Here is a 23,447-nt window from a genome sequence, read left to right as displayed (position 1 = left end):
GACTTCAAACCCCGGAAACTGCACGCTGATAAGGCCTACGACATACCTGAACTGCGGAAATGGCTTCGCGGCAAACGGATCGGCGTCCGCATCGCCCGCAAGGGCATCGAATCGAGCGAACGATTAGGGCGTCGGCGGTGAGTGATCGAGCGGACCATGTCCTGGCTGACCGGCTACCGCCGCCTCAACCACCGATACGAACGCCACCCCCGCAACTACCTCGCCTTCCTCGGACTCGCCGCTGCCCTGTGCTGCTACAAGCGACTCGCCCGCCTCACCACATAGGACACGGTCTAAGGCCTCGACGGCGCCCCCGGGACCACCCGCTGGAACAGTACCCACAACTCATCCGGCACCAGCCGCTCAACAATCCCCACCACGGCCGACAACCTGACGGGCTCGGGGAGCCCCGCTCCGGGCCTACCTGCCTGCTGCGCCGCACGCTGCGGGACGCTGTGGCATCCCACCGCGCCACTGGGGCCGAGCCGGTCCGTGCGGCCCCATCCCGGCGAAGGCTGTGACCGACGGCCCAGTGAGACCGACAGGTGACGCCCTGCATCCATGGGGCGAAGGTCCGCACCGTCCGCGACAAGCAGCTGCTTGGACAGCAGCTCGTCGAGAGGGGCGCAGATCCCGGCCGGATCGGCTTGGAGGAAGCCCCGGACCTGTACGAGATCGTCCGGCGTTTGAGGGGTGGCGGCGGTGACGGCGGGGCGCAGGCGATCTGCTGCCGGAACCAAATGCCGACGTAAGACGAGGCCCCGGTACGCCACGCCTCAGGTGCAGCGTGAGTGAGCGTCTTCGTCGGAGTCACGGTGCCGGTCGGGTGATGGCAGGTGCCCGCTCGGCCCCGTCCAGCAGCCCCCGGCCGCTGACGGCTGCTGACGGCTGCTGACGGCCGCAGGATGACCGATACACCCCCGGGCTGCCAGGAAAGTCTTCCGTGCTCGAACGCAAGCAGCTCCAAGACCATGCCCAGGTCACCTTCATCTTGCCCGCCGACACCCCTCCCGACCCGGTCAGCGTCGTCGGTGACTTCAACACCTGCCCGACACCCACATCCTCAAGCCCCGCCCCGACGGCATACGCGCCATGACCATCGCCCCTGCCGACGAAGACGGCGCATTCCTTCCGCTACCTGGCAGACGGGGACTACTGACCCCTGGCGTGCGCCCAAGGGGCACACGCCACGTCCCTCTTCGAACACCCCTGTCGCGATCCCCGACGCGGCCAGGGCCCGACCACCCATTGAAGGGAGCAGCCGGATGACGACGGCTCGCGAGATCATGACGGACGCCGAGTGCATCGGCGCCGAGGAGACGGTCCTCGAGGCCGCGAAGGAGATGACACAGATGGGCGTCGGCGCGATGCCGATCTGCGGGACGGACGACCGGCTCAAGGGCATGCTCACCGACCGCGACATCGTCGTGAAGGTCCTCGGCGTCGGCAAGGACCCCGCTCAGGTCAAGGCGGGCGAACTGGCTCACGGCGAAGCGGTGACGATCGGCGCGGACGACGACGCGGCCGAGATCCTGCGCACGATGAGCGAGCACAAGGTACGGCGGCTTCCCGTCATCGACGGCCACCGCCTGGTCGGCATCGTCGCCCAGGCCGACGTCGCCCGCGCCCTGCCCGACCCCCAAGTCGGCGACCTCCTCGAAGCCCTCTCCACCGACTGACCCCACCCTCACAAGTGTGAGGGTGGGGAGTGCCGGAGGTCGCCCTGTGCCTTCGCCCGGTAGGCGAGAGCCATCTCCGCGACTCCGAGTCGGACATACGACAGCGTGGGCCGCCACCGGATGAGGGGGACCCGCGCTGCGGTTCGTCAGAGGCGGTCTCCAGGCCTCGACCCGAGGCCTTGCGCACAGGCTGATCCCGACGACGAGGTATGGCCGCACACCCAGCCACGTATGCCGCGGGCCACCCCAGTAAGGGTCGCCGATCTGCCGCTGCCGGTTCCGGGTTCCTTCGCCCACCAGACTCCCTCAGCCACGGTGGTCGAGCGGGAACGAGCCGCTGCCGAGGTACCGGACCCTGGCCGCGGCCAGGGTCAAGGCTGGTGTCATCAGGGAGCACAGGGTCGCGTCCACGAGACGCCCACCGCGATGGAGGACGGGCGTGCCTGATCAGAGGGAGTCGGCGTGTGGCGGGCTCGGCCAAAGCCTGGGATCTCCGATCTGGGGTGCTGGGGCGAGTCCGCAACCGCAGAGACCTCTTTTCGGGTCCTTGGCCCTTCGGGGGCCGGAGCCCTTAATACTGCAATTGCGGTTGGGGTGACGAGGTCGTAGGCGGCTCGTTGGTCCGGGTATGGGTGGGGATGTTGATGCGGCCCGGTGGGCTGAGGGTCTGGTCGAGTTGCACGGGCGGTTTGTGCACCGGTTCGCCCGGACGGAGCCGCGGGAGTCCGCGCTGGCATACATGCGCGGGCTGATCGCTCCGCTGGAGCGGAAGAACGGCTGGACGGTTGCGGAAGAGGCCGGGCATGACGGGCCCTACCGGATCCAGCGGCTACTGAGCACATGCGACTGGGACTCCGGCGAGGTACTCGATGACGTGCGCGAGTACGTGATCGAGCACCTTGGGGACCCGAATGCGGTGCTGATCGTGGACGACACCGGCTTCCTGAAGAAGGGGGTCCGCTCGGCCGGGGTTCAGCGGCAGTACTCCGGGACGGCCGGGCGGACGGAGAACTGCCAGATCGGTGTCTTCCTCGCCTATGCCACCGCCCGCGGCCGCACGCTGATCGACCGGGGCCTGTATGTGCCCAAGTCCTGGACCGATGACCGTGACCCCTGCCGCAGCGCCGGCATCGCCGACGAGGTGGAGTTCGCCACCAAACTTCAGATGGCCGAGGCGATGGTCAGCCGTGCCATCGCGGACCGGATGCCGTTTCGGTGGCTGACCGGAGACGAGGCCTACGGTCAGAGCAAGTCCTGGCGTCACCGCCTCGAGCAGGGGGACGTCTTCCACGTCATGGCCACCCGCCGCAACGACACCGTGGTCACCTGGCAGCAGATGGACCACCGGGTGGACGAGCTGATCGCGTCGCTGCCCCGGCAGAAGTGGAAGCGCCGCTCCTGCGGCGCCGGCGCCCACGGACAGCGGATCTACGACTGGGCCCGGACCGAGCACCGCCCCTATCGCCGGGCCGACCGCGGGCACTGGGTCCTGGCACGCCGCAGCATCAAACACCCCGAGGAGATCGCCTACTACATCGCCTACGCACCCGCCGAAACCACCCTCGACGAGCTGATCAGGGTGGCCGGAGCTCGCTGGGCGATCGAGGAATGCTTCCAGAGCACGAAGCAGGAGTGCGGACTGGACGACTACCAGGTTCGCCGTTACGACGGCTGGCACCGGCACATCACTCTGGCCATGGCCGTCCACGCCTTCCTCACGATCACCCGGGCTGGCGAGCTCGATGCAGGGAAAGCAGAAACGGATCCCCCGGACTCGTCCCGATCAGCGTCCCCGAACTCAGACGCCTGATCACGCGGCTCACACGCACCCCCCGCCACACCACCGAGCGGATTCTGCATTGGTCCACCTGGCGCCGACGCCAACAACACCAGGCCCGCCAGAGCCACTACAAGCAACGAGGCCACAGCCCATGAAGCTGCGACCTCGTCACCCCAACCGCAATTGCAGTACTAGTTGCCGATCTCGGCATATCCCCAGGAGAGCGAGGAGTTCACCTGGGTGCAGTACGCCCAGGACCAGCTGCCGCTGCCCACCCTCTTCCACTGCTGGCCACGGACTTCCTGGCCGTTCTTGCACACCGCGACAGCCCGGAAGTAGCGGCCTTCCGCGGAGCTGCAGTAGGTACCGAAGGTGTTGGAGTCCTGCGACTTCCGACAGCTGGCCGCTGCCGAAGCCGAGGACGGGTCTGCCACCGCTGAGCTGCCGCTCATCACGACCATGCCGGCAGCCAGCGCCAGTCCAGCCGCTGCGACAGAGGCTGTCCGAAGAAGTTTCACGATGAGATCTCCCAAGCGTAGTCGGTAGGTTCTCGAGCAGGCCAGGCCCCTATCCCGCAAGCGAGAACCAGGGGTATCCGGGCCGTAAGCTCCGGCTCCCGTGCCAGTTCCACGGTGGCCGTCATTTCGCGTCAACGTGCCTGACTGAGGTGATCATCAACTGCCGTCGGAACCCATGCACAAGTGCTGTCACTAGACATCAGCGAAGCCACCGTGAGGATGCGTCGGATGTTCATCTCCCTCGTTTCGTCCTGGGCTCGTCGCCTCGCTGGTGACAGGACTGTGCGTGCATGCGGCTGTTGCCATTGAGCAGTTGCGTCCGGTGCGGATGTCACGGTGAGATGCCGGGCGCCTCGCGGCGTGTGTCCAGATTGCTGCGGAGCCTGGGCGGTCGCCTTGTACAAAGGCGCACTCTCTTCGTACAAGTCGATTTGACGCGTGCACCGGCGCAGGTCGCAGATGGAGGTTGAAGCGTCCATGGAATCGAGGACCAAGGGTGAGTATGTGGAGCGTCGCGCTTCCGAGCGATTACGGGCGCAGGTGGTGGTGTACAGAGGCCATCGCGTTACTCGGCCCGGGCCGGTCAGGCTCACTCTTCCCGCGGCCACCGTGACGTTGATCTTGGGCTGGGGAGATCCCCTGAACCTCTTCCACGAGGCCAGGAATGTCCCGGCGGAGAGGACGACGACGTGGCATGCCATGCTCGCCGGTCTGCAGACGGCGTCGGTAAGGGGCGGCTTCGGGGGTATCGCGGAGGCAGTCGAGGTGGAGTTCACTCCCCTCGGCGCGTACCAGTGCCTGCGGCTGCCACTGCACCACCTGGCAAACGCTCACATGCACCCGGATGAGGTGCTGGGCGCCGGCTGGTCGGCCAGGCTCACCGAGCGGCTCATGGCGATCCCGGATTGGGAAGGGCGCTGGGCGCTCATCGACAACGCCCTGGCGCGGCGGATGGTGGACGCTCCACCGCCCTCACCAGTCGTCGCCGAGGCGTGGAGCCGACTGCGCGCCTCCCACGGACAGCTACCTGCCAAAGAACTGGCCGCTGCCACGGGCCGCGGCAGCCGGCGGCTACAGGTGCTCTTCCACGAGCAGATCGGACTCCCACCGCAAACCGTCAGCCGGATACTGCGGTTTCAACGGGCGCTCACCTTGCCGTCCGATGCCTGCCGGTCATTGGCTGACCGGGCGACTCTGTGTGGCTACTACGACCAGGCACACATGAGCCGCGACTTCCGCGCCCTCGCCGGCCTCACCCCGGCACAGCTGTGCCTTCTCGCAGACCGTGCCACTTCCCGAGGGAAGGCTCCTATCGAAGGACGGCTGGCCAATGTCTTCGGTGGTTGAAGGTTTGTCTCGCACTCCGTCGGCCAGATAGTCGCCGACGGACCGAAGGACGTCGTCCGCGCTCTAGGGTCTGTTGCGAAAGTAGATCTTGGTCGTGAATGATCACGTCCTGTGGGACGTGGGGATCTGACGAACGGCCAGTGGGCCCGGCTGGAGCTGTTGCTGCCGCAGGGCGTCAAGCCGGGCCGGCCGCCGGTGTGGACGCGGCGGCAGCGGTCCTGCAGGGCCTCGCGGCCGATGGTGATCGGCCGGGAGATATTGCGCCGCAGGTGGTCGGCGAGTTTTCGAACCCACCAGCGGGTGAAGGGCTTGCCCAGTGCGGTCGGGCGGGTGGTGGCCGTCTGGACGACGAAGTCCTCGTGGTCACGATTCAGCAGGCGGGGACGGCCTCCCGCCCACCGAGGGTTCAGGCATGCGAGCCCGATCTCGTTGAAGCCGGAAACCGCAGCGGCGCGAGTGCTGGGGTACGTCATGAGCGCATCGGAATCTACTATGCGTGATGTTTCGTGACGCTTCGTCATGGGGAGATCCACGCCGGTCTGCATGGCGCTGGCCAGTGAGGAGGCAGTCATGTCCGAGACCACGCCCCAGGTCAACTCCAAGGGGCCGGCTCAGGTTCAGTACACGCCCCCGGCGGCCGAACCCGAGCTGATCCCGGCCGACCAGGTCAAGCCCGAGGACATCGGCACCCTGTCGATTGAGTACCGCGACGGTCAACCCGTGATCGTCGTGAGCGGCGGGAGCGTCATTCCCGCAAGGCTCACCGTGGTGAACGCATCCGGCAGCCCTGCCGTGCGGTTCTGGGCCAGGCCTGCCGAGGAGTTCGATCTCAGCGCGACCTGGATCAAGGAGCATTACAGGGACGAGTCGTTCATTAGCGTAGAGCGCTGAGTCACAGAGTCTCACGCTGCGTGGGCCTGGTCGCCAGTCAGGCCGAGCTCGTCGCCCGCCGGTTGCCCGTACGGGCGCAAACGGTACTCACTCGTCGGTGTCCTCGTCGTCGGCTTCGGCCGGGTCGCGCAGGGGCCGCAGGTCGCCGCCGGCCGGGACGGAGGGGCGGAAGCTGTAGCGGCCGAACACGCGAGCCGGTACATCGTCGTTCCACGACGAGGGGCCACCGGATCCGATCACGAGCCATACCAGTACATGCACCCCTGCGCGCGGCCGCCGCCCCCGCGATACGGGACAGACCTCTTCGTCCGGCTATCGCGGACAAAAGAGGTGTCGTTTTCCGAAGAGGGCTTGCCCATAGGCTCTGACCTGCACGAATGGAAGATCACCGGATTCTGGGGGTCCCACTCACGGTCACACCTTCGGTCCCCCGCCTAGTGCACCCGTGCAGACAACCCTCCAGCCACCCTCCGGTACAACCTCCTGCGGAGGGTCAGCGGGAGGGCTCCCAGGCTTCCGGGCCGGCGCCTCGCCACTCGACGAAGTCGGGGTCGGTGAGGTCCACGTCGTCAGCGTTCTCCAGCCCGGCGGCCGCGAGGAAGACCCGGATGTCGGCAGGCCGGTGCGCGACCCCGATGGCGACGCCGTCGTAGCGCACCCGGCGCCAGCCCTGCTCGTCGGGCGGGCAGACGATCAGCTTCGCGGACATGCGCCCAGCCTGTTCCCGTCGCACCCCACTGGCACCCGGCCGCGCGCGAACGGGTGAGGCGGCAGATCACGGCCACCGGCGAAAAGCACCACCGCCGGCTTCGGCCCCGGAGTACGTTCGGACGTACTGGGGTGCGGCCCTGGCCACCCGGGCCGCGACGGGGGCCGCACCCCGACAGAGCTTGCCGACCATGCGACACCCGCGGCCTGGGTTCCCTCGTGCGAGTGGAACCGGGGCCGCCGGCGAACCGGTCCGGTCCCAACGCCGTCGCAGGGCGCATGAAGCCGATCGACGAGCAGCACATCGCGGAGCCCGGCCTGGTGGTGGTCCTGGACATCACCGGCGGGGACGAGGACACGGTCCGGGCCGTCATGGCCGCGCTGGACGAGCGGTGGGCCACATCGGGTGTTGGCCCGGTGCGCCGGGATCCCGGGGAGCCCGGCGTCCGGGCCCGGATCTACGCCGACGTCCTGCGCCCGGGACGGCACAGCCCGTGAGTGGAGTCCGGGCAAGCCCTTCGTGAAGGGCTTGCCCGGGGTCGCCTAAGGCTTGCCTTGGCGCTCAGGCTTCTTCGTTCTTCACCCCCCACACGGGATACGCCCGCCCGGTGCCATGGCAGTGGCGGCACGACCCGTCGCCTCCGGAGGAGCCATGCGCGTTGATGTTGTCGACGGCATCGCGCAGGAGCCGGGCGAGGCCGTCGACGTGACCGGCGTGGAGGTCGATCTGGTGGCGCTTGCCGACCACGATCTCCAGCGCGGTCCCGGGCGTGGCAGTGCCCAGTTCGTAGGTGATGCCGCGGGTGACCGTCGTGACCAGTTTGTGGAGCTGGCTCATCGTCTCCCCGCCTGACAGCTCCACTCGCGCGGTGGAACCGATGTCGTCGGGCTGGGTGAGGGAGAGGAACGCGTCGGGGCGGTCGAAGGGTACGAGACGACCGACGGGCTCGCCGTGGGCCCCGTGGAAGGAGGCAAGGGCATGCCACATGTCTCCCGGGAGGCTCGGCACGAGCCCTCCGTAGGACTGCTTGTTGCGTCTCATGGCTCCGGTGTACGGCCACGAAGCGGCCTCGGCCGATTCCCGGCCGCCGCGTCCCAGACGGTGCTGCCGCGACCTTGGGAGGCGTCCCGTCCTGCGGCCCGGACGCTGGGCAAGCCCTCCGTGGCGAGGGCTTGCCCAGCACGGGAACGTGACCGGTAAGCGCGGCCGAGCGTGACCGATCCGACGCCCGCGATCGGTCAACCAGCACGTCAGCGCCGTGACCGGTCCATGCAACTCCCAGCCGAGACGGTGACCGGTCATCGGTTGACCTGTGACAGCGAACCTGGACCGATTGCCACTGAACATGGACCACTGCGTGGTTTGTGTCACCGAAGATGGACCGCCGCAGGCCAGCGCGCTGCGTGAACCTTCGCCGAAGCGGTGGCCCAATGCTCTGCCGGTCCCGAAGCGACTGTCCTGTGTCACGAGGTCCTGCCCGTTTGCCACACGATCTCGACCGCTTGTCCGATCTCATCCGGTCAGGCGTCTACTTCGCCGCGCTCAGTCGCTGGGCCTTCAGTCCCACCGCACCTTGTCGGTGCGGTGAACGTCAGGTCGTTACCAGTCAGGTCGCAGCTGGCCGCCCATAGACGTGCCGCGGTCGCGGTGTCGGCGAGGTGGTTCCAGAGAGGTTCGATCCTGGGCGTACCGCGCAGCCCGAACAGTTCAGGGGTCCACATCTGGCCGCCGCGGACGCTCGGGTCGAGCACGGCCCGAACAGCGGGCCATGCGGCAGCGTCCTTGCCCTGAACGAAAAGACCGAGCGGCAGATGGCGCAGCCGCTCGCCGGCGGTCCGGACATGGAATGGCGGGCGTGACGGCGTCAGGGAGTCGAGCGCGCCGCCGGGATGAACGATCACGCTCAGCGTCGTGCTCCCGGCAGCACGCAGGCGGCGGTCCAGTTCAACGGCAAAGAGCATCTGGGCCAACTTCGACCGCGCATACGCACGCTTGGGCTGATAGTCGTGCGTACTCTGCAGATCGTCGAGGTCCAAGCGTTCGGACTTGGCGGCGAAGCTGCCAGTGGTGACGATCCGGCTCCCCGGGGTCGCCGTGAGCAGAGGGGCCAGGTGGTGGGTCAGGGCGAAGTGCCCCAGGTGGTTGGTTGCGAGCATCAGCTCGTGGCCAGCCGTGGTTTCGCGCCGCGGTGGATGGTCGAGCGCCACGCCGGCGTTGTGGACGACGGCGTCGAGGCGGTCCAGTCCGAGCGCATCCACGGATGCCTTGAGCGAAGCGAGATCGGCCAGGTCCAGGGACAGGTGCTTCACCCTGGCACCGGGGACGCGCAAGCTGATGGAAACGATCGCCTCTTCGGCCTTCGCCCTGTCGCGGCTGCCGAGAACGACCATGGCCCCGGTGCCAGCGAGCTGCTCGGCAACGAAATACCCGATGCCCGCGTTGCCGCCGGTGACCAGGAAGCTTTTCCCCTCCGCTTGAGGCAGCCGGCGGACGTCCCACCGCGGGACCTGGGGTACGGAGGGCATGGCGGGCTCCCGGAAGCTCGGATTGGTCTGGAGGCGGGCGGGACCGCACATTCACAGCCGGCCAGGCCCAGTTCCCAGGGTCCCCGACGCCACCCACATCCCGCCGACAGATCGCTGTCCCCACCGACAGCCGTCCGACAGTGCGCGGGCAGCGGCGCATCGACCGCGGCCTGCGGCGGTCCATACTCGGTGTCACAAACTGCGTTCGGTCCGACTTCGATGGCAATCGGTCCAAGTTTCGGTGGCACGGGACATCGGTCAGCCAGCCCCTCGCCGGGAAGGCCGGGGTGGCCGTGACCGATGCCGCCTGCCCCGGAGTGCCTCCGGCCAGGGTGGGCAAGCCGCCCTCGCGGGTGGCTTGCCCAGGCTCCCCTTGGGCTTGCCCCGCACCGGTCAGCGGCCGACCGCTTCGGGGTAGCGGGCGCGGCGCCGGTGGGGGTCGTCGACGCCGATCTCGTACCAGGGCTCGCCGCGCTGGAGGCTGGGCAGGGTGTTGGCCCACAGCGCGATGGTGATGCCCTGCACTGCGGCGGTGAGCGCCTGGAGCCGGTTGTCGAGGAGGTGTTCGGCCTTGCCCGCCAGGACGACGTGCAGCCGCGGGAAGGTGGTGGAGCGGGTGTAGCGGTGGCGCTGCCAGAACGGGTACGTCCCGCCGATCGTGCCGCGGGCCCCCTCCCAGACACGGTGCCCGGCGTAGCGCTCGTAGTCCCAGACCTCCCTCGCGAGGCGGGCCTGGGACATGGTGCCGTTGTCGAGTTCGAAGAGGCGGACCTCGCTGGTCTTGGTCGGCACGGCGAGGACCGCGTCGGTGTTGAAGGACAGGCCAGTCTCCTTGATGGCGTGGTTGACCTCCACCTGCCAGTCGGTCAGGAACTCCCGGCGACCGCGCAGAACCGTGTCGGTGTAGGCAAGGATCGTGTCGGTCACCGCGAGACCGTGCGGGCCGAACCCAGCTCGAACAGCCTTCGCTCCGGTGCCAGCCTTCGGGCGGGGTGGCAGCTCATTGCCGTCGGCCAGAGCCTTCTGCCCTGCCGGGGTGAGGTTCCAGATCCGGTGCTTGCCGTCCTTGCCGTTCGTCTCCGCCAGCCCGAGCTTCTCCAGTTCCACCATCGCCCTGCGCACGTACGACCGGCCGTCCGACTCTTCCGCCGTGATCACCTGAGCCATCTGCCGAACCGTGGCTATCCGTACGCACCCCAGCATCCTGAGAGCATCGGCTCGTACCTTCCCGGCCGTGGGAGTGGACTTCTTCCCCTTCGCTGCTGTCTCAGGGTTAGGGAGAGAGGTGTCAGCGTGCCGAGCGGCCCCCTGACGGGCGGTGTGAGCTGCGGTGATGGGCACGACGTTGGAATCGTTCACGGCACTGGACGCGGCACTGGCTTCCGGGCCGTCTGCGGGGCTCTCGGCACCCCTTGACCAGGTCTGGCCCGGCTCCGGCTCTGGCTCTGGTTGCCGGGCGCTGCTGGCGTACGTCATCGTTCAGGCTCCTCACGCGGGTGGGCGTGGGACTCCGGGCAGAGTCCCGCACTCACCTGCTACAGGTGCCGGGGAAGCCGATGGTGTGACGCCTGTTATCGAGCCGTGATCATTCGGTGGGGGCGGCGCAGAGCTCGGAGACGATCGCGAACGAGGTGGTCACCATCGGCACGGCCATGGCCGGCAGCATCGCCGCGTGGGTGGTCTGGTCGTGCGCCATGCCGTTGCGGATCTGGCGGCCGTAGTCGAGGTACTCCGCCTGCCGGGTGGTCAGGACGCCTGTGTCGGCGCCCTGCTTGATGAGCTTCTGCAGGGTCTTGTTGCCCGCGCCCGGGATGCGGTCGCGCAGCACGATCTCCACCGCGATCAGGGAGTGCATGACCGCCACGGTGGAGAACTCGTAGCAGTAGTAGGACTGGCGCAGCAGTTCCCGGGCCGTGCGCAGGACGGTTGCGGCGGCCTCGGGGACGCCGTCGGGCACGACCAGGTCCTCCACGAGGTCGTGCATGTCGGCGTACTGGCCGACGAAGTAGTGGGCGCGTTCGTCGGGCACGGGGAACGGGAGGCGCTGCGTGGTCATCCCTGGAGTCTCCCAGCGGCGTGCCGGGTCCGGCAGCGGCCTTTCCCTGGCCGTCGCTCAGGGTGCCGGGACGGAGATTTCTCCCCTCCCGGGATGGGCGGTTTGTCGCGCCTGGCGGACCCTGTCAAGGGAAAACGCGCGGCCGTCCGAACCTGGACAAGGGGGGGGTGGGCGGTCACCGTCGGTGCGCGGACTCTGTCCACAGGGCGGCTCCCCGAGGCTCTGGACCTGGGGCCGTCGCGATCCGCGCGGCGGCCCGTACGTGAGGAGCCGTCATGCCCGACACCACCGCCCTGCCGCTCGCCCCGATGACCCCGCACGCGGCGATCAGCGCGTTCAGCTACCTCCGCGCCGTCCAGGCCCAGGACGTCAAAGCCGCCCGCGAGTTCGCCGGCGCCGAGCCGCGGATGGCCGAGCTGCTCGTCGACGCCGTCGAACGGATCGTCGTCCCCGTCACCGCCCTGCCCGGCCCGGAGGCCGGCGAACCGACCACGGAGATGTTCGCCCTGGAAGCCCTCGGGCAGGTCCTGGTGGCCACCCTGCGAATCTGGGCGCAGGCCGGGCCGGACGCGGCGGAGGGCATCGCCTGCGCCGTCATCGACTTCGTCCTGCAGTTCCTCACCGACGACCACGAGGACGTCGCCGATGTCCTGCGCCAGCTGGAGGCGGTGGGAGTGGGCCAGGCCCTCGCCGCCCACCCCGCACCGGACGGTGCCCACCTGGTGCTCCTCTCCATCGTGTAGTTCGCGGCGGGGACTGCGACGGTGCGCACCGCGCCCATCGGGTGGCCTCCACCCGATGGGCGCACCACCGCACCACCGCACCACCGCACCACCGCACCGCACCGCACCGCACCGCACCGCACCGCACCGCACCGCACCGCACCGCACCGCACCGCACCGCACCGCACCGGGGCCATGATGCGCGCCACCGTGCACCGCACCAGGTGTGCTTCCGCGTTGGCGGGGCCCTATCACACACCCCCTTGACCAGGCCCTGATCGGCGGCCGCAACCGGCTGTGTCAAGGAGAAACGTGCCCGTGGAGAACCTGGTCAAGGGGTGGAGCCGAACCCGGTCAAGGGGGTCGGTGGAACCTGGACAAGGGGTGGTGCGGAAGGTGGACAAGGGGGTCGGCCGAACCTGGACAAGGGGGTGGCTGGGCGAGGGTGCGGATGGTGCGCACCCGGTGCGGTTCGGGACATCGTGGTGCGCCCGAGAGTGGAGCCCACCGTCAATCGGGTGCGCACCGCGGTGGACTCCACCGCGTGATCCACCGCATGGGTGGAGTCCACCGAGTGGAGCGAAGCGACGCGACCGCGCACCGCGAGGGTGGCGCCCACTGGGTGGAGGCCACTGAGCCTTCGCCAACCTGAAGTAGCAGGTCAGCGATATGGTGTGACCAGCTCTCGAAGTACTCGCGCTGGTCGTGGGTGGCTGTCCGCGGAGTAGATCGTCTGACAGAGCCGGACGGTTCGCTGGTTTCTATTCGCTGGGGTCAGGCGGCCATTTGCGATCCGATGCATGGATCCCGCGCTGCTGGAACGGATCACCGCGCGGCGTGCGGAACTGGATGAACTCGAAGCACAGCTGGCCAAGCAGCTGGCGGAGGTGCGGGCCGAGCGAGACGAACTTGCTGTCGCCGAACGGGTTTTTGAGCGGGTGAGCGAACAGATCGCTGATGAGTGCGTCTCGGCCACGTCGGTGCCCGCGCAGGTGGGTGGGCGGGCGGTCATGCTGATCCCACACCGCACCTCCGATGTGGAGGAGAACGTGCTTCCGCCGGACTACCAGCGCATTCTCGCCGCCGTGCGACAGGCCGCTGGACCGGTCATGGCTCGGCAGGTCGGCGAGATGCTGGGAGTGGACGTCAACATCCGATCCAAGCTGGAACCGCTGCGTGGAAAGCTGGTCAGACTCGTCGACCGGGGCTGGCTGCGGAAGCTACCCGACGGCCGGTTCACCACCCGCCTGTGACGGGCTGCCGCTGATCACGTACTTCGCCCCATCCGACAGATCGTTGCCAGCGGATGGGGAGCCGCTCGGCTCTCCTGCTGAAACTCGCGATAGAAGTTGCCCATCACCGCGGCGACCGGTGCGTAACGGACAAGGAGCGCCGCGACCGACGCGGGAACCCCCTCTGGGGGCGCCCCTTGGGCGCATGCGTTCACAAACGTTTTGCGTTCTTCCGGTGTGTGTCCGTAGAGAGCGACGGCCAACCAGTTCATCAGGTGGGTGACGGCGTAGCACTGGTCGTAGGTGCGGTGCTGGTCGAAGAAGTCGGCCTCGTCCCGTGTGAGGTCGAAGCGTGAGGAGATCGCGAGGCCGTAGTCGGTGAAGAAGAGCCGTCGGCCGTCGGTGAGGATGTTCTCGAAGTGGGCGTCCAAGTGCAGAAGTCCGCGGGCGTTCATGAACGAGATGCCGGCTTTCAGCTCGTCGTCGACCATGGCGCAGGCCCGTTCGGCCGCCTCGTCGCCGGCCACGATCTGGACGCCCAGCCAGTCGTGCAGGTTCTGCGGGATGTACTCCAGGAACAGCACAAGGCTTGCCGTGGAATGCTGGAGAGCTTCGATCCGTCGGCGTACCGCTGATCCGCCTCCCCAGTAGGCGACAGCTCGGTCCACATCGGCCAGTTCCTCGGGCAGCGGCTGGCCAGAGTCTGGGATCACCCGCCAGTGGTACATCAGAGGGAAGCCCTCGTAGTCTCCCGCGACCACCCAGTTCGTCGTCATGGTGTGCGCGGCCAGCTCCCGCCAGGCCCCGAACCCCGGGCCGCCGACGGTGCCGATGCCGTAGTGGCAGAAGGCCGGGAGTCCGAACAGATTCGCGGTGGAGTGAACATGCTCCGGCCGTCGCTCCAGATCGGTCAGCCGTACCTGCTTGGCGAAGACCCGGGTTCCCTCGACCTCCAGCAGGACGGTCGTCCCACCGATGCCCGACCCCAGCGGTGCGCCGGCGTCCACGAACTCGCGCAGACTGCGGTCACTGCGCAGCGCCAGCGATGTGGAAACGGCGCCGTGGGCGGCCAGACGAGCACCGCGGGACATGTCAGGGCCCTTCACTCACTCCTCCAACCGTGCCCCGCCTCCTGTTCAACGGCTCCAGCAGACGCCGGGACGGGGGCCAAAGACCACCCTCCCACGCAGAGCCGGTGAGAGGCGGCGTAACTGGAGGTTCTGCAGGTGGGGTTGAGGTCGTATGACGAAAACCGAAGAGCCTGCCGAGAATCCCCACGCACTGACTTACCAGTGCTGTCTATCGCTGTCCACGCGTACCGTCAGCCACCTCGCCGGTCTGCTGCGACGCCATCTGAAGCTGATCCGGTCCAGGTGGCGGATCCTGCCGCCTGGAAGGATCGCGGTGATCGTCCTGGCTGTGCGGCGTCATGACCAGCGCTTGGCCGACATGGCTGGCGGCAACAATGTGTCCGAGTCCACCGTTCGCCGTTGGCGCGGCGAGCTGATCGGCCTGCTCGCCGCGCAGGCCCCACGCCTGGACCGTGCCCTGAAGAAGGTCGTCAGGCAGGGTGGGGAGGTGGTCCTGATCGATGGCACCCTTATCCGCACCAGGCGCCGCACCGGGAGGGCCGACCGGCGGCACTACTCCGGCAAGCACCGCAGCCATGGCCTGCACTTCCTCGCCCTGACCGACGAGAATGGCGCCTGATCTGGATATCCGCTGCCCGGCCCGGCCGCACCCACGACAACACCGCCGCCCGTCACGACCACATCCTGGCCCACCTGCGCGCCGCCGGCCTCGGAGCGCTGGCCGACCTCGGCTTCCGCGGCCTGACAACAACATCCTCGACCCTGTGATCGTCACCGGCTACATCGCCACCCGAACCCACAAGCTCACCCCGGGGCAGAAGCAAGCCAACAGGGTCCTCGCAATCGGACGGGCACCGGTCGAGCACGGCTTCGCCCACCTCAAGAACTGGCGGATCCTTACCAAGCTCCGCACCGATCCCGCTCGCGCCACCCGCCTCCTGCGTGCTCTGCTCGTCCTGACGAACCTCGAAATCAACCGCTGACGGACGATCTTCTCCGCGGACTCCCGCCCACGACCAGCACGAGTACTCCGGGGACCGGTCACACCAGTCTTTTGAACTGGTGCTTCAGGTTGGCGGACGCTCGGTGCGGTGCGCACAGAGTCCATCCTGTGCGCACCACCGTCCACCCGGTGCGCATCCACTCGGTGAGGGGGGCGCACCCGTGCGGTGGTGCGCGCCGGGTGAAGTCGGTGCGGTGGAGTGGACCAGCTGGGGATGGCGCGTTCCCCGTTGACACGGGCCGAGAACCACCCCGCCGCTGGTACCTCTCCAGAGTCATCCCCCACCCGCCACCCCGCACCCCACCCCGCCGCCAACCGCGAGCCCCACCCGTCGGCAAGGGCTGCTACAAGGAACGCGGCCGGGCCAAACCCTCCATGAAGACGTACTGCCCGCCTGCGTCGAGAAGATCCGCAAGGGCAAGCTCAAGTCCTGACCCCCGCCAACAAGCGCCCCCGCCGGTACGTGGGCGGAAAGCGGGTCTCCACCGACCAGGCAGCCCGGGCGCTCCGGCAGTCCCCGCCCAGCGAGGAGGCCCGTCACCAGTAAGAGAACCACGTCAGCATCCTCACGCCGACCGGACCATGATCGCCCTTACCGGGATTTCCTTCACCGTCTCGGCTGCCGAATCAGGCATGTCCGACGGGTCAGGAACTGGTTGGTTGGGCGGCCTGGAGCCATGGTGGTGGGCGGCGATGCCGCAAGAGCGCTGCCCTCTTATGGGCCCCTCCCCTACACCTGGTCGTCGATGGAAGCGAGGTGTCGCCTCAGCTCCGTGGCGATCTCTTCGTCGCCGCCTTGTGCCGGCAGCGGCCACGGGTCCTGATCGCCGTTAGCCACGGCGAGGCTGCTGGCAAAGCGCACCAGGTGCGGCTGCGGGACAAAGGAGTCCCGTAGCCACCGGGCGAAGACGGCGGCTTCGTCGGCGGTCACGTTGGTCAGGGTGATGAAGGCGTAGTCGGGCTTGGGCATCGCCGCCGTGCCGTCGATCCACACGTCGGCTGCCAGCTCGATCTCGAAATCCATCACCGGGGTGCCGTGGACGCCTGAGAGCCGGTACTCGACCACAGGGTCCGGGAACGCCTGCCGCAGAGCCCTCTCGAGGGAGTCCAGGCTGGCGTCCCATGCCGCCTCGGCGTCTTCGGGCGGGTAGAAGGCGAAATTGGTGCGGATGTTCCGTTCAGTGGACACAGTCTTCCCTCTTGCCTTACGGCACGTAGCGTGTGGAGCCGGTCGTCCCCGTGATCGCCATCATGGACTGCCAGTAGGCCGCGTTGTCCTTGCCGTTGGTCACGATCTCCAGGCCGCGGACTTCCTTGTTTGTGGGGTTCTCCATGGCCTGCTTGTACCGCAGGAGCTCGCTCTCGTCGCCTGCGTACATGGAGTCGATGACGGGGTCGTAGGCGAGCTCTCCCTTGGAGTTCACCTTGACCGGCTTGGTCAGGGTTTCCTCCAGACGTTCCAAGGAACGGAAGCTCTTCTTCGTGCAGTCGGGGTCGCGGACGTGTTTGGCTTCCACGAGGTATCCGTCGGATGGCCGAATGCCATCGACCATCAGGCCACGGTTCTTGCCAGCCAGGGGCACCTCACGCTCCGGGTATCCCGATACGCGCAGCTGATACGCGTTGTCCGGAGCACTCGTGCCGCCTCCGCCCGCGAATCCTCCCGCTCTGAGGGAATTCATCCATGTGCGGAACTGCTTCTCTTCGGCAGGGGTGAGCGGCTTGGTCGTTCCGGGTACCGGCGGTATGGGGTCGGCGAAGGCTATGCCGGAGTCCACGGGGTTGATCATCGGCAGCAGGGCCGGGGTAGCCGTGTGGGATGCAAGTCTGAGCGGTACCGGGACGGGGACACGGATGAGCGGCGGGAGGAATGGCACGCCCGGCAGCGCCGGCGCTCCCGGGCCTTCGCCGTCGGGGAGCCGGACGCGAGCGGCTGAGGAGTCAAGGGCGTGGGCGACTTCCCCTAGATCGTGGATCCAGGGGTCGCTAAGGACGGCGTCATGGAGTCCGCCGTCGAAGCCGTTGCCGCCGAACATCGGCTGGTCCCACGGCATGTCCAGTCGGAACAGCTCGTTCTTGTGTTCTTGGATCTTCACCTTCGCCGCCGCGACATGCTCGGCGTACCGGTCGCACTCCTTGGCAAGCTGCGTGCAGGAGGCAACGAGGTTGGCCACGACCGGCTCGTCCTGCTGAGCTTTCTCCGGCGGGGCGGCGAAGCCCACATGCTGCTTGAAGTAGGACTGGAAGGAGTCGGCTGCGGCGCCCGAGTGCGCCTTGCTCGCTGTGGACGCATAGGCCTGGGCATCTTCCAGGAAGCGCTGCATGAGGGAGGCCGCCTGCCGCCACGAGTCGGCGACATCACGGATCTTCTCCGGAGAACCCCGGAAACGGTCGCTCCTGCCGCCCGGCGCGTACTGGGTGTACCAGGCAGTCTCCCCGACCACCTTGGGCAGTTCCTGCCCAAGGCCGAGGTAGTTCTCCGGACAGTCGGCTCCGGGATCGCCCATGCCCGCCGTGAGGTCCACTTCCTTGCCCAGGAACGCCGACACCTGTCGGCTCTCCACGGCCATGAACTCCCGTTGCGCATCAGGCCCCGGCTCGTGGCACCAAGTAGGTGCGAGCTGAACCCCATCGTGTCCAGCGTCGTGGATGCCGCCGGCATGTAGACCTTGGCGAACGACCGTCCTGCATCGTCGTCACCGGCCATACCGTGCTGCCGGTCGAGCTCATGCCCCAACGCGATAGCGCTGTCACGCGCGCCGCGCATCGAATCCAACAGGCCCATCGCCCCGCGAATCATGCCCTTCGCGATGAACTGCAGCTCAGGCGTCAGCCCGCTCACCATGCGCCCCCTATACGGATGTGAACGATCAAGCTAACGGACTCCTACTGCCACGTCACAGCCAAGCCTGGGATCTCTCACCTCCCAGCCCTAGGTTCCAGCCGTGCATTCCCCGACGCCCGCCCTCGGGACGATGCTGACACCCGATCGAGGGGTTCGCTTCCAGCGCCGCCGCAAGGCTGCGGTGACCTCGGCCGCAGCCCCGGTGCCGGGCTCGCGCCGAACGCCCAGGGTTTCGGGGCAGGCGGGCCTGCTTCCGGAGGACCGGACTGTCGTGGGGGCGCGGCCGAGCCGCCGGACTCCGATGAGCGCGGCGCCCCGCGCGGTGCAGGCGGCGCCGAGGACGACGACCGCCGAGAAGAGGCGCGCGTTGCTCATCCCGGCGCATGTCGTTGTACGTGTGTGAGTGATCCCGCCTCGGAGCTGCACGCGCTGTGCGTCAGCGTTGAAGCAGCCTCGCGCGCGGTCGGCAGGGCCATGGAATGCGCTGCCCGTGCGCTCTACGCGGGCGTGCCGGCTGCCGGTCGAGACCCTGCTCCGGTCCCTGCGCACTGGCACACCGCCGCCGCAGGAACCGGCCGTATGTCCCTTCCCGGCCGAGGCCGTACCCGACGACCCCGCATGTGCGGATGCCGAGGGCGAGGAGGTAGGGCCGTCCCCACACCGTCAGGTCCGGGACGACCGTGCAGCCTCCCTAAGAGAGCTGGTCAAACGCAACCCGAGGATCACAGGCAACCAGGTGAGCCAACGGCTAGGGATCGCTGAGAGAACCGCAAATCGTCTCCTCAAACAGGCCCGCGTTCCCCTGCTGATCGATCTGGTAGCCCGGAACCCCGAGCTGACGGTCGAGGACGTGTCCGCTCACTTCGGCCTTCTCGCACATCACACTGAAAAGCTGCTGAAGGAAGTACCTGCGGTCGCCTTCCCCCGCCGTTCTCCAGCCGTCGGCCCGCCGCCGCTCCCTCGGAACGGGACCGACACCGGCCGGTGACTCACCGGTGAGTGGGTTGAGGAGGTTCGGGCCTCGCGTGCGCGGGAGTGCACGTGCACGTGTGCACGCCGAACGCGCGCAGATCCGGCCGGGCCCCGCCGGATCCGTCCACCTCCCGGCCCGGCCAACGCGGGGTTACCGGTTACAGGCCAAGTTCGCACCGCTCAGGGCCGCGCCAGCGCCTGCGTCCCCCATGGCCGGTAACGGTAACCGGTAACCGCCCGAAAGCACCGACGCCGACGTCGAACGGGCAGGTGGACCACAAGACGGCGCCGGGGCCCGGAAACTCCGGGGGCCGAATCGACCTGCGCGACCTGTCATCGCAGCTCACAGCCTGCGCGCCGACCAACCAGCGGCAGGAAGCCGACCTACCGCCAGCAAGCCGCCGGTAGGTCGCGGGCAGGCCGTCTGCAGGTCACGGCAGGCTGCTGAGCACCGCTCAGGAGCCGTGCCACCGCCGGGGGCGGGACGAGTTACAGGCCGGCGGAACCCCGGAAGCCCGGGGGCGCCGGTACGGCCGCAGGTGGTTCCAGGCCGCTGGACGGCGGCCAGGGCCGCCGCCTCGACCACGGATAACCTGTCGTTGCGGTTCTTGGCCAGGATCAGATCGCTCTTGCCCGCACGGGAGCTCTCGGGGTCGTAGGCGTCCTCGCGGTGCAGCAGGACGATCCCGCTCGCACATCGTCGGTGCGCACCGACCACACCGGGTGCGCACCCTCGGGTCCACTCAGTGGCCGGCTTCCCGGCGGCGGTGTGGTTCGGGCTCCCGCGGGCGGTGCGCCTGCTGGTCGTCCTTGCGCACCGGGCGCACCACGTCGGCGTCGTCCTGTTCGGCGTAGCGGTCCGAGCGGGCGCGAGAGTCGTCGGCCGCCTTGGTGAACGCTTGCTGAAGGCGGCGCAGCCGGTTGGCGGTGAGATCGAGGGCTTCCACGTCCGTGCGGGACTCCCGCAGGGCCCGCAGCGCCGTCATGTCGATCGCCTCCCGGCGCCCGGCCTTCGGCTCCTGGTCGTGTGCTCGAGGTCGGCGGCCACGGGCGCGAGCAGCTGCTCGGGCATCGCCGCCTGCTGGTGCCGGGCGACGTCGTACGCCCGGCCCCGCACGGCGGTGGCGGTGGTGGTGCGCAGCTTCTCGCGGAGCACCGCGCCGGCGAGGACGGCGCGCTCGTACTGGAGCGGGACGCGGGGGATCTCCCACTCCCCCGCGTCCTGACCCAGGGGCCGGCGCGCGGGCGGCTCGCCGGGAACGGCCGGGGGATGCCGGTCCAGGTCGGGCGCGGGGGCCGGGGGGCGGGGGCGGGCGGGGAGGTCAGACAGGGGCCACCGGGCGGTGTAAAGGGGGTAGTCCGACAGCAGGCCGATGGTGGTTGTCGGCTCGCTGATGTCCAGGCAGTGGGTGGCGATGGCGGCGGTCACGATCTCCTCGTCCAGGCCGGGGTCACGGCGGCGGCCGCGCAGGACGAGGGCGAGGTGGCGGCGTGCTTCGGCGAGCAGGTGCCGGCGGTGGAAGTGGCCGCCGTCGTTCATCACGAACACGGTCGCGGTGACGTCGACGCCGCCAGGGCGACGTCGACCACGGCCGCGACGCGGGCTCTGATCGCGGCGGCCGCGGCGCGGGCGTGCTCGAGGAGGGAGGTGATGACGTCGGCGGCGACGTTGGAGGTGAGGATCGCGCTCGCCTTCCACCAGGCGCGCAGCTGCGCGAGCGGCTGGGTCTTCTGCTTGGGCGGTCGGGTCTTGCGGGCGGCGATCTGGTTCAACTTGGCGCGGGCCCGTTCGGAGATCACGGGTAGGAACCGCGGCTCGCCGTCGTCGTCGACGGCGGTGGCGTACTCGTGCTCCAGCTCGGCCAGGCAGGCGGCGATCTGGTCGCTGCGCCGGGCGGTCCAGCGGATCAGCTCGTGCGGCACCCCGGCAATCTCCATCACCGGCCGGCGCCCCGGGGTGACGGTGCGCGGCTCGGTCGCCAGGCCCAACGCCTCGCAGACCTCAGCTGCCACGATCTCGTTGTAGAGCGCGGAGGCCGCCACCGTGCTCTCGTGCAGGGCCAGGGTGCGGATCGACCCCCACTGCCCGTCCAGGCGCTGTGGTCATGGATCAAGGGCCTCCCGGAGCACGCCTCGTAGTGGCGGAAGCGGGCGGCGACCAGACCGCCGGGCGGCCGCACCCAGTAAATGCCGTCCTTGCCGTACCGAATCACCGCCACCTCGTCCTCGATCCACTCCAGCACCCGCTCGATCGCCCGCTCGTGCGCGGCCTCGATCACCTGCCGGGTCTCCTCATCCCCCAGCGCCCACAGGAGGTAGATCGTCGGCTGCGGCCGGAACACGAAGTCCACGCCCGTGACCGTCACGCGGCGACCGAGGGCGCCAGCCTTGAACGCCTTCTTCGCCGAGTCGCCCGCGGCGAGCCGGTCGGCCTCGATCCGGTCCGCGTCCGGGTGCCGGCCCCGCTCGCCGAAGAGATTCCGCAGCTGCGCCTCGGTGACTCCTCACCCGGCGCGAGTCCGAGCGCGGCCAGGCCGCGGCCCATCCATCGCCCGGCCGGGACACCGGCCTGCTCCTGGGCAGTGTTCAGCGGCGTACGGGCAGGACGGCGGCCGTCGCCGACGACGGTCTCGCGGAGGTAGTAGCGGTACATCTGGCCGGCCCGGATCACCCTGATATCCACTGTCATGCAGACCACGCCACACGGCTCCTACCTGCAAGAAAAGACTGATCAGCGGGACGTCCCGCCAAGCGGGAGCAGCGGCTGAACTTTCTTCTCAGGTGCCCGCCGGGCGGGAAGCGGCCCCGGGCCGGACGCGAATGTCATCGCTCCGGCAGCCTCACACCACGGCCTGGACAGCACCGTTCAAGTGCGCAGGGTGGGTGTCAGTGGGATGCGCAGGGTCATGACAGTGGCGGCGCAGAGTCTGTGTCAGTGGATGTTGGTGGCTCGGGGAGCATCTGGAGGCTGTAGAGCACGTGGTCGTGGAAGGGGTCGATGATGTTGCCGCGGGTGACTATTTTTTCGGCGGCAGCGGGGTCTACGAGGGCTTGGCTGGGCGGGGTCGGTGGTGTCGATTCCGCCGTCGCCCCAGACGCGGAGGAGGACCTCGGCCTCGGCCGGGCTGGGTGCAGCCGCGTACGGCTGGGTGGGGGTTCTTCCGTCCGGTGAGAGCGTCGCCCTGGTGCGGGGCGAGGACGTCGAGGCGCGGGATGACGGTGTGAGCGTCGGGCGGGATGTGCCGCAGGGTGAGCGGGCCGCCGATGTCGGGGTGGGCGCGGAGGTGATCGAGGGCGCGTCAAGGCGGGGCGGGTCCAGGACAGCGCGGTCGCGACGGTCTCGGCCGTTTGGCGGCCATTCGCGGACGCGAGTGCGGTGACGACGGTGGGGGCGTCGTGGTCGGCGCCGGCCGGTCGGCGGTCGACGACCTGGCGGTTGCTGGGGTGATCGAAGAGGTCGTCGCGTCGGGCAGGAGTGGGTGGGGTGAGTGTCGAGGCGGCGGGCGAGATCGAAGAGAGACCACAGTGCTTCTGCGCTGGACTGTCCGGAAAAAACCTGGTCTGAGCGCAGCTTCCGTGGAACAGTCGGCGGCTGTCCGAGTCCACAGTCGACAGGAGTTCAAATGAGACTCCGCTCGTCCCTCGCGACGTTCACGGTGAGCGTGGTTCTCCTGCTCACGGCGACCACCACTGCGAGCGCTTCCGCCGTCTCCGATGCGGCCTCGACCGGCCGGACTGGGGTTGGAAACTCAGCGCCTGCACGGAAGGACAGCAATCAGCGTCCCGTCTTCTTCATCAAGGGCTATACGCCCGGTGACGGTGACAAGTGCGGCAAGAAGTGGAACTCCGCCGCCGCGCTGTTCAAAAAGTCCAAGTGGAAGGGGAAGTTACACCGTGTCGGCTTCTATGAAGAAGACACTACGGGTTGTGATGTCCGGATCGACCCCGAGGGGAAAGGCACAGTTGACACGTCCCTGAAGGACCTAGTAGTGCTTTGTTAGCTGGTCTTGTCACGGTTGGTGTTCGGTAGTTCGCTGCTTGTATGAGGGCGGGTGAGCTTGCTGCGTGTCGGGGCCG

At 68.6% G+C, this 23,447-nt stretch carries 23 protein-coding genes and 3 pseudogenes; 12 read left to right on the top strand and 14 right to left on the bottom strand.

Translation table 11 applies throughout. From position 1 onward, the window contains the following. The 4 genes and pseudogenes from ACFV7Q_RS31640 to ACFV7Q_RS31625 form a co-directional block, all read left to right on the top strand. A pseudogene (locus tag ACFV7Q_RS31640) lies at positions 1–285 on the top strand (transposase); the annotation flags it as partial. Positions 286–545: 260 nt separating this feature from the next. After that, entirely contained in the window at positions 546–752 is a 207-nt protein-coding gene (locus tag ACFV7Q_RS31635; protein ID WP_385433697.1) for a hypothetical protein, read from the top strand. Between the two features lie 513 nt (positions 753–1,265). Further along, entirely contained in the window at positions 1,266–1,679 is a 414-nt protein-coding gene (locus ACFV7Q_RS31630; protein ID WP_385433695.1) for a CBS domain-containing protein, read from the top strand. A 628-nt stretch (positions 1,680–2,307) separates the two neighbouring features. Continuing rightward, on the top strand, positions 2,308–3,489 hold the full coding sequence (locus ACFV7Q_RS31625; protein WP_385433693.1) for an IS701 family transposase: 1,182 nt from the start codon (positions 2,308–2,310) through the stop codon (positions 3,487–3,489). A 161-nt stretch (positions 3,490–3,650) separates the two neighbouring features. Here the strand turns inward: ACFV7Q_RS31625 and ACFV7Q_RS31620 are convergent, their stop codons facing one another. Then, the gene (locus ACFV7Q_RS31620; protein ID WP_385433691.1) at positions 3,651–3,911 is read right to left on the bottom strand and encodes a hypothetical protein; all 261 of its coding nucleotides are present in this window, start codon (positions 3,909–3,911) and stop codon (positions 3,651–3,653) included. A 675-nt stretch (positions 3,912–4,586) separates the two neighbouring features. On the opposite strand from ACFV7Q_RS31620, the gene ACFV7Q_RS31615 reads away from it, so the two are divergent. Further along, on the top strand, positions 4,587–5,324 hold the full coding sequence (locus tag ACFV7Q_RS31615; protein WP_385433699.1) for a helix-turn-helix domain-containing protein: 738 nt from the start codon (positions 4,587–4,589) through the stop codon (positions 5,322–5,324). 191 nt (positions 5,325–5,515) lie between these two features. Here ACFV7Q_RS31615 and ACFV7Q_RS31610 read toward each other — a convergent pair. After that, a pseudogene (locus tag ACFV7Q_RS31610) lies at positions 5,516–5,797 on the bottom strand (helix-turn-helix domain-containing protein); the annotation flags it as partial. 97 nt (positions 5,798–5,894) lie between these two features. On the opposite strand from ACFV7Q_RS31610, the gene ACFV7Q_RS31605 reads away from it, so the two are divergent. Beyond that, positions 5,895–6,215: a hypothetical protein gene (locus tag ACFV7Q_RS31605; protein WP_385433689.1), complete on the top strand. Its 321-nt coding sequence runs from the start codon at positions 5,895–5,897 to the stop codon at positions 6,213–6,215. Between the two features lie 87 nt (positions 6,216–6,302). Here ACFV7Q_RS31605 and ACFV7Q_RS31600 read toward each other — a convergent pair whose 3' ends face one another. Next, on the bottom strand, positions 6,303–6,455 hold the full coding sequence (locus tag ACFV7Q_RS31600) for a hypothetical protein (RefSeq protein ID WP_385433687.1): 153 nt from the start codon (positions 6,453–6,455) through the stop codon (positions 6,303–6,305). 253 nt (positions 6,456–6,708) lie between these two features. Beyond that, complete coding sequence (locus ACFV7Q_RS31595) at positions 6,709–6,924, bottom strand: hypothetical protein (protein ID WP_385433685.1); 216 nt, start codon at positions 6,922–6,924, stop codon at positions 6,709–6,711. 278 nt (positions 6,925–7,202) lie between these two features. Here ACFV7Q_RS31595 and ACFV7Q_RS31590 point away from each other — a divergent pair, with 278 nt between their 5' ends. Continuing rightward, a complete protein-coding gene (locus ACFV7Q_RS31590) occupies positions 7,203–7,421 on the top strand; it encodes a DUF6207 family protein (RefSeq protein ID WP_385433683.1) in 219 nt (72 codons plus the stop codon). 64 nt (positions 7,422–7,485) lie between these two features. Here ACFV7Q_RS31590 and ACFV7Q_RS31585 read toward each other — a convergent pair whose 3' ends face one another. From ACFV7Q_RS31585 to ACFV7Q_RS31570, 4 genes are all read right to left on the bottom strand, one after another. Further along, a complete protein-coding gene (locus ACFV7Q_RS31585) occupies positions 7,486–7,965 on the bottom strand; it encodes a hypothetical protein (RefSeq protein WP_385433681.1) in 480 nt (159 codons plus the stop codon). 479 nt (positions 7,966–8,444) lie between these two features. Continuing rightward, positions 8,445–9,449, bottom strand: a complete 1,005-nt coding sequence (locus ACFV7Q_RS31580; protein ID WP_385433679.1) for an SDR family NAD(P)-dependent oxidoreductase — start codon at positions 9,447–9,449, stop codon at positions 8,445–8,447. A 393-nt stretch (positions 9,450–9,842) separates the two neighbouring features. Continuing rightward, positions 9,843–10,652 (bottom strand): replication-relaxation family protein, encoded by an 810-nt coding sequence (locus ACFV7Q_RS31575; protein ID WP_385433677.1) that lies wholly within the window; start codon positions 10,650–10,652, stop codon positions 9,843–9,845. 382 nt (positions 10,653–11,034) lie between these two features. Next, positions 11,035–11,505 (bottom strand): hypothetical protein, encoded by a 471-nt coding sequence (locus ACFV7Q_RS31570; RefSeq protein WP_385433675.1) that lies wholly within the window; start codon positions 11,503–11,505, stop codon positions 11,035–11,037. 275 nt (positions 11,506–11,780) lie between these two features. Between ACFV7Q_RS31570 and ACFV7Q_RS31565 the strand changes: the two genes are divergently transcribed. Together ACFV7Q_RS31565 and ACFV7Q_RS31560 are read left to right on the top strand one after the other, a co-directional pair. Beyond that, entirely contained in the window at positions 11,781–12,248 is a 468-nt protein-coding gene (locus ACFV7Q_RS31565; protein ID WP_385433673.1) for a hypothetical protein, read from the top strand. A gap of 779 nt (positions 12,249–13,027) precedes the next feature. Continuing rightward, positions 13,028–13,480 carry a hypothetical protein gene (locus tag ACFV7Q_RS31560; RefSeq protein WP_385433671.1) on the top strand — a complete coding sequence of 151 codons (453 nt, stop codon included), beginning with the start codon at positions 13,028–13,030 and terminating at the stop codon, positions 13,478–13,480. A 14-nt stretch (positions 13,481–13,494) separates the two neighbouring features. On the opposite strand, the gene ACFV7Q_RS31555 is transcribed toward ACFV7Q_RS31560, so the two are convergent. Continuing rightward, a complete protein-coding gene (locus ACFV7Q_RS31555) occupies positions 13,495–14,550 on the bottom strand; it encodes a protein kinase family protein (RefSeq protein ID WP_385433669.1) in 1,056 nt (351 codons plus the stop codon). Between the two features lie 151 nt (positions 14,551–14,701). Here ACFV7Q_RS31555 and ACFV7Q_RS31550 point away from each other — a divergent pair, with 151 nt between their 5' ends. Together ACFV7Q_RS31550 and ACFV7Q_RS31545 are read left to right on the top strand one after the other, a co-directional pair. After that, a complete protein-coding gene (locus ACFV7Q_RS31550) occupies positions 14,702–15,169 on the top strand; it encodes a hypothetical protein (RefSeq protein ID WP_385433667.1) in 468 nt (155 codons plus the stop codon). Positions 15,170–15,314: 145 nt separating this feature from the next. Next, positions 15,315–15,533 carry a transposase family protein gene (locus ACFV7Q_RS31545; RefSeq protein WP_385433665.1) on the top strand — a complete coding sequence of 73 codons (219 nt, stop codon included), beginning with the start codon at positions 15,315–15,317 and terminating at the stop codon, positions 15,531–15,533. Between the two features lie 750 nt (positions 15,534–16,283). Here the strand turns inward: ACFV7Q_RS31545 and ACFV7Q_RS31540 are convergent. The 5 genes and pseudogenes from ACFV7Q_RS31540 to mobF form a co-directional block, all read right to left on the bottom strand. Next, positions 16,284–16,742: a hypothetical protein gene (locus tag ACFV7Q_RS31540; protein ID WP_385433663.1), complete on the bottom strand. Its 459-nt coding sequence runs from the start codon at positions 16,740–16,742 to the stop codon at positions 16,284–16,286. Positions 16,743–16,758: 16 nt separating this feature from the next. Then, on the bottom strand, positions 16,759–18,123 hold the full coding sequence (locus ACFV7Q_RS31535; protein WP_385433661.1) for a restriction endonuclease fold toxin-2 domain-containing protein: 1,365 nt from the start codon (positions 18,121–18,123) through the stop codon (positions 16,759–16,761). A gap of 1,990 nt (positions 18,124–20,113) precedes the next feature. Beyond that, entirely contained in the window at positions 20,114–20,356 is a 243-nt protein-coding gene (locus ACFV7Q_RS31530) for a hypothetical protein (RefSeq protein ID WP_385433659.1), read from the bottom strand. Next, positions 20,353–20,910: a hypothetical protein gene (locus tag ACFV7Q_RS31525; RefSeq protein WP_385433657.1), complete on the bottom strand. Its 558-nt coding sequence runs from the start codon at positions 20,908–20,910 to the stop codon at positions 20,353–20,355. Before ACFV7Q_RS31525 ends, ACFV7Q_RS31530 begins: the two co-directional genes overlap by 4 nt. Further along, positions 20,910–21,856 (bottom strand): annotated as a pseudogene (gene mobF / locus ACFV7Q_RS31520) (MobF family relaxase). The gene ACFV7Q_RS31525 and the pseudogene mobF overlap by 1 nt, the downstream one beginning before the upstream one ends. A 1,137-nt stretch (positions 21,857–22,993) precedes the next feature. Between mobF and ACFV7Q_RS31515 the strand changes: the two are divergent. Next, positions 22,994–23,371 carry a hypothetical protein gene (locus ACFV7Q_RS31515; protein WP_385433655.1) on the top strand — a complete coding sequence of 126 codons (378 nt, stop codon included), beginning with the start codon at positions 22,994–22,996 and terminating at the stop codon, positions 23,369–23,371. Positions 23,372–23,447 lie beyond the last annotated feature (76 nt).

This window comes from Streptomyces sp. NPDC059851, assembly GCF_042732005.1.
Lineage (GTDB): Bacteria > Actinomycetota > Actinomycetes > Streptomycetales > Streptomycetaceae > Streptomyces.
Note: the sequence above shows the minus strand (reverse complement) of the source record. Positions and strands in the feature narration are given on the sequence as shown.

What these genes read in the sequence shown, in the direction of transcription:
- ACFV7Q_RS31585 (WP_385433681.1), bottom strand. Translation starts at nt 7,965, where the DNA reads ATGAGACGCAACAAGCAGTCCTACGGAGGGCTCGTGCCGAGCCTCCCG.
- ACFV7Q_RS31555 (WP_385433669.1), bottom strand. Translation starts at nt 14,550, where the DNA reads ATGTCCCGCGGTGCTCGTCTGGCCGCCCACGGCGCCGTTTCCACATCG.
- ACFV7Q_RS31515 (WP_385433655.1), top strand. Translation starts at nt 22,994, where the DNA reads ATGAGACTCCGCTCGTCCCTCGCGACGTTCACGGTGAGCGTGGTTCTC.
- ACFV7Q_RS31570 (WP_385433675.1), bottom strand. Translation starts at nt 11,505, where the DNA reads ATGACCACGCAGCGCCTCCCGTTCCCCGTGCCCGACGAACGCGCCCAC.
- ACFV7Q_RS31595 (WP_385433685.1), bottom strand. Translation starts at nt 6,924, where the DNA reads ATGTCCGCGAAGCTGATCGTCTGCCCGCCCGACGAGCAGGGCTGGCGC.
- ACFV7Q_RS31530 (WP_385433659.1), bottom strand. Translation starts at nt 20,356, where the DNA reads ATGACGGCGCTGCGGGCCCTGCGGGAGTCCCGCACGGACGTGGAAGCC.
- ACFV7Q_RS31525 (WP_385433657.1), bottom strand. Translation starts at nt 20,910, where the DNA reads ATGAACGACGGCGGCCACTTCCACCGCCGGCACCTGCTCGCCGAAGCA.
- ACFV7Q_RS31565 (WP_385433673.1), top strand. Translation starts at nt 11,781, where the DNA reads ATGCCCGACACCACCGCCCTGCCGCTCGCCCCGATGACCCCGCACGCG.
- ACFV7Q_RS31550 (WP_385433667.1), top strand. Translation starts at nt 14,702, where the DNA reads ATGACGAAAACCGAAGAGCCTGCCGAGAATCCCCACGCACTGACTTAC.
- ACFV7Q_RS31620 (WP_385433691.1), bottom strand. Translation starts at nt 3,911, where the DNA reads ATGAGCGGCAGCTCAGCGGTGGCAGACCCGTCCTCGGCTTCGGCAGCG.
- ACFV7Q_RS31590 (WP_385433683.1), top strand. Translation starts at nt 7,203, where the DNA reads ATGAAGCCGATCGACGAGCAGCACATCGCGGAGCCCGGCCTGGTGGTG.
- ACFV7Q_RS31560 (WP_385433671.1), top strand. Translation starts at nt 13,028, where the DNA reads ATGGATCCCGCGCTGCTGGAACGGATCACCGCGCGGCGTGCGGAACTG.
- ACFV7Q_RS31605 (WP_385433689.1), top strand. Translation starts at nt 5,895, where the DNA reads ATGTCCGAGACCACGCCCCAGGTCAACTCCAAGGGGCCGGCTCAGGTT.
- ACFV7Q_RS31580 (WP_385433679.1), bottom strand. Translation starts at nt 9,449, where the DNA reads ATGCCCTCCGTACCCCAGGTCCCGCGGTGGGACGTCCGCCGGCTGCCT.
- ACFV7Q_RS31575 (WP_385433677.1), bottom strand. Translation starts at nt 10,652, where the DNA reads ATGCTGGGGTGCGTACGGATAGCCACGGTTCGGCAGATGGCTCAGGTG.
- ACFV7Q_RS31625 (WP_385433693.1), top strand. Translation starts at nt 2,308, where the DNA reads ATGGGTGGGGATGTTGATGCGGCCCGGTGGGCTGAGGGTCTGGTCGAG.
- ACFV7Q_RS31535 (WP_385433661.1), bottom strand. Translation starts at nt 18,123, where the DNA reads ATGGCCGTGGAGAGCCGACAGGTGTCGGCGTTCCTGGGCAAGGAAGTG.
- ACFV7Q_RS31630 (WP_385433695.1), top strand. Translation starts at nt 1,266, where the DNA reads ATGACGACGGCTCGCGAGATCATGACGGACGCCGAGTGCATCGGCGCC.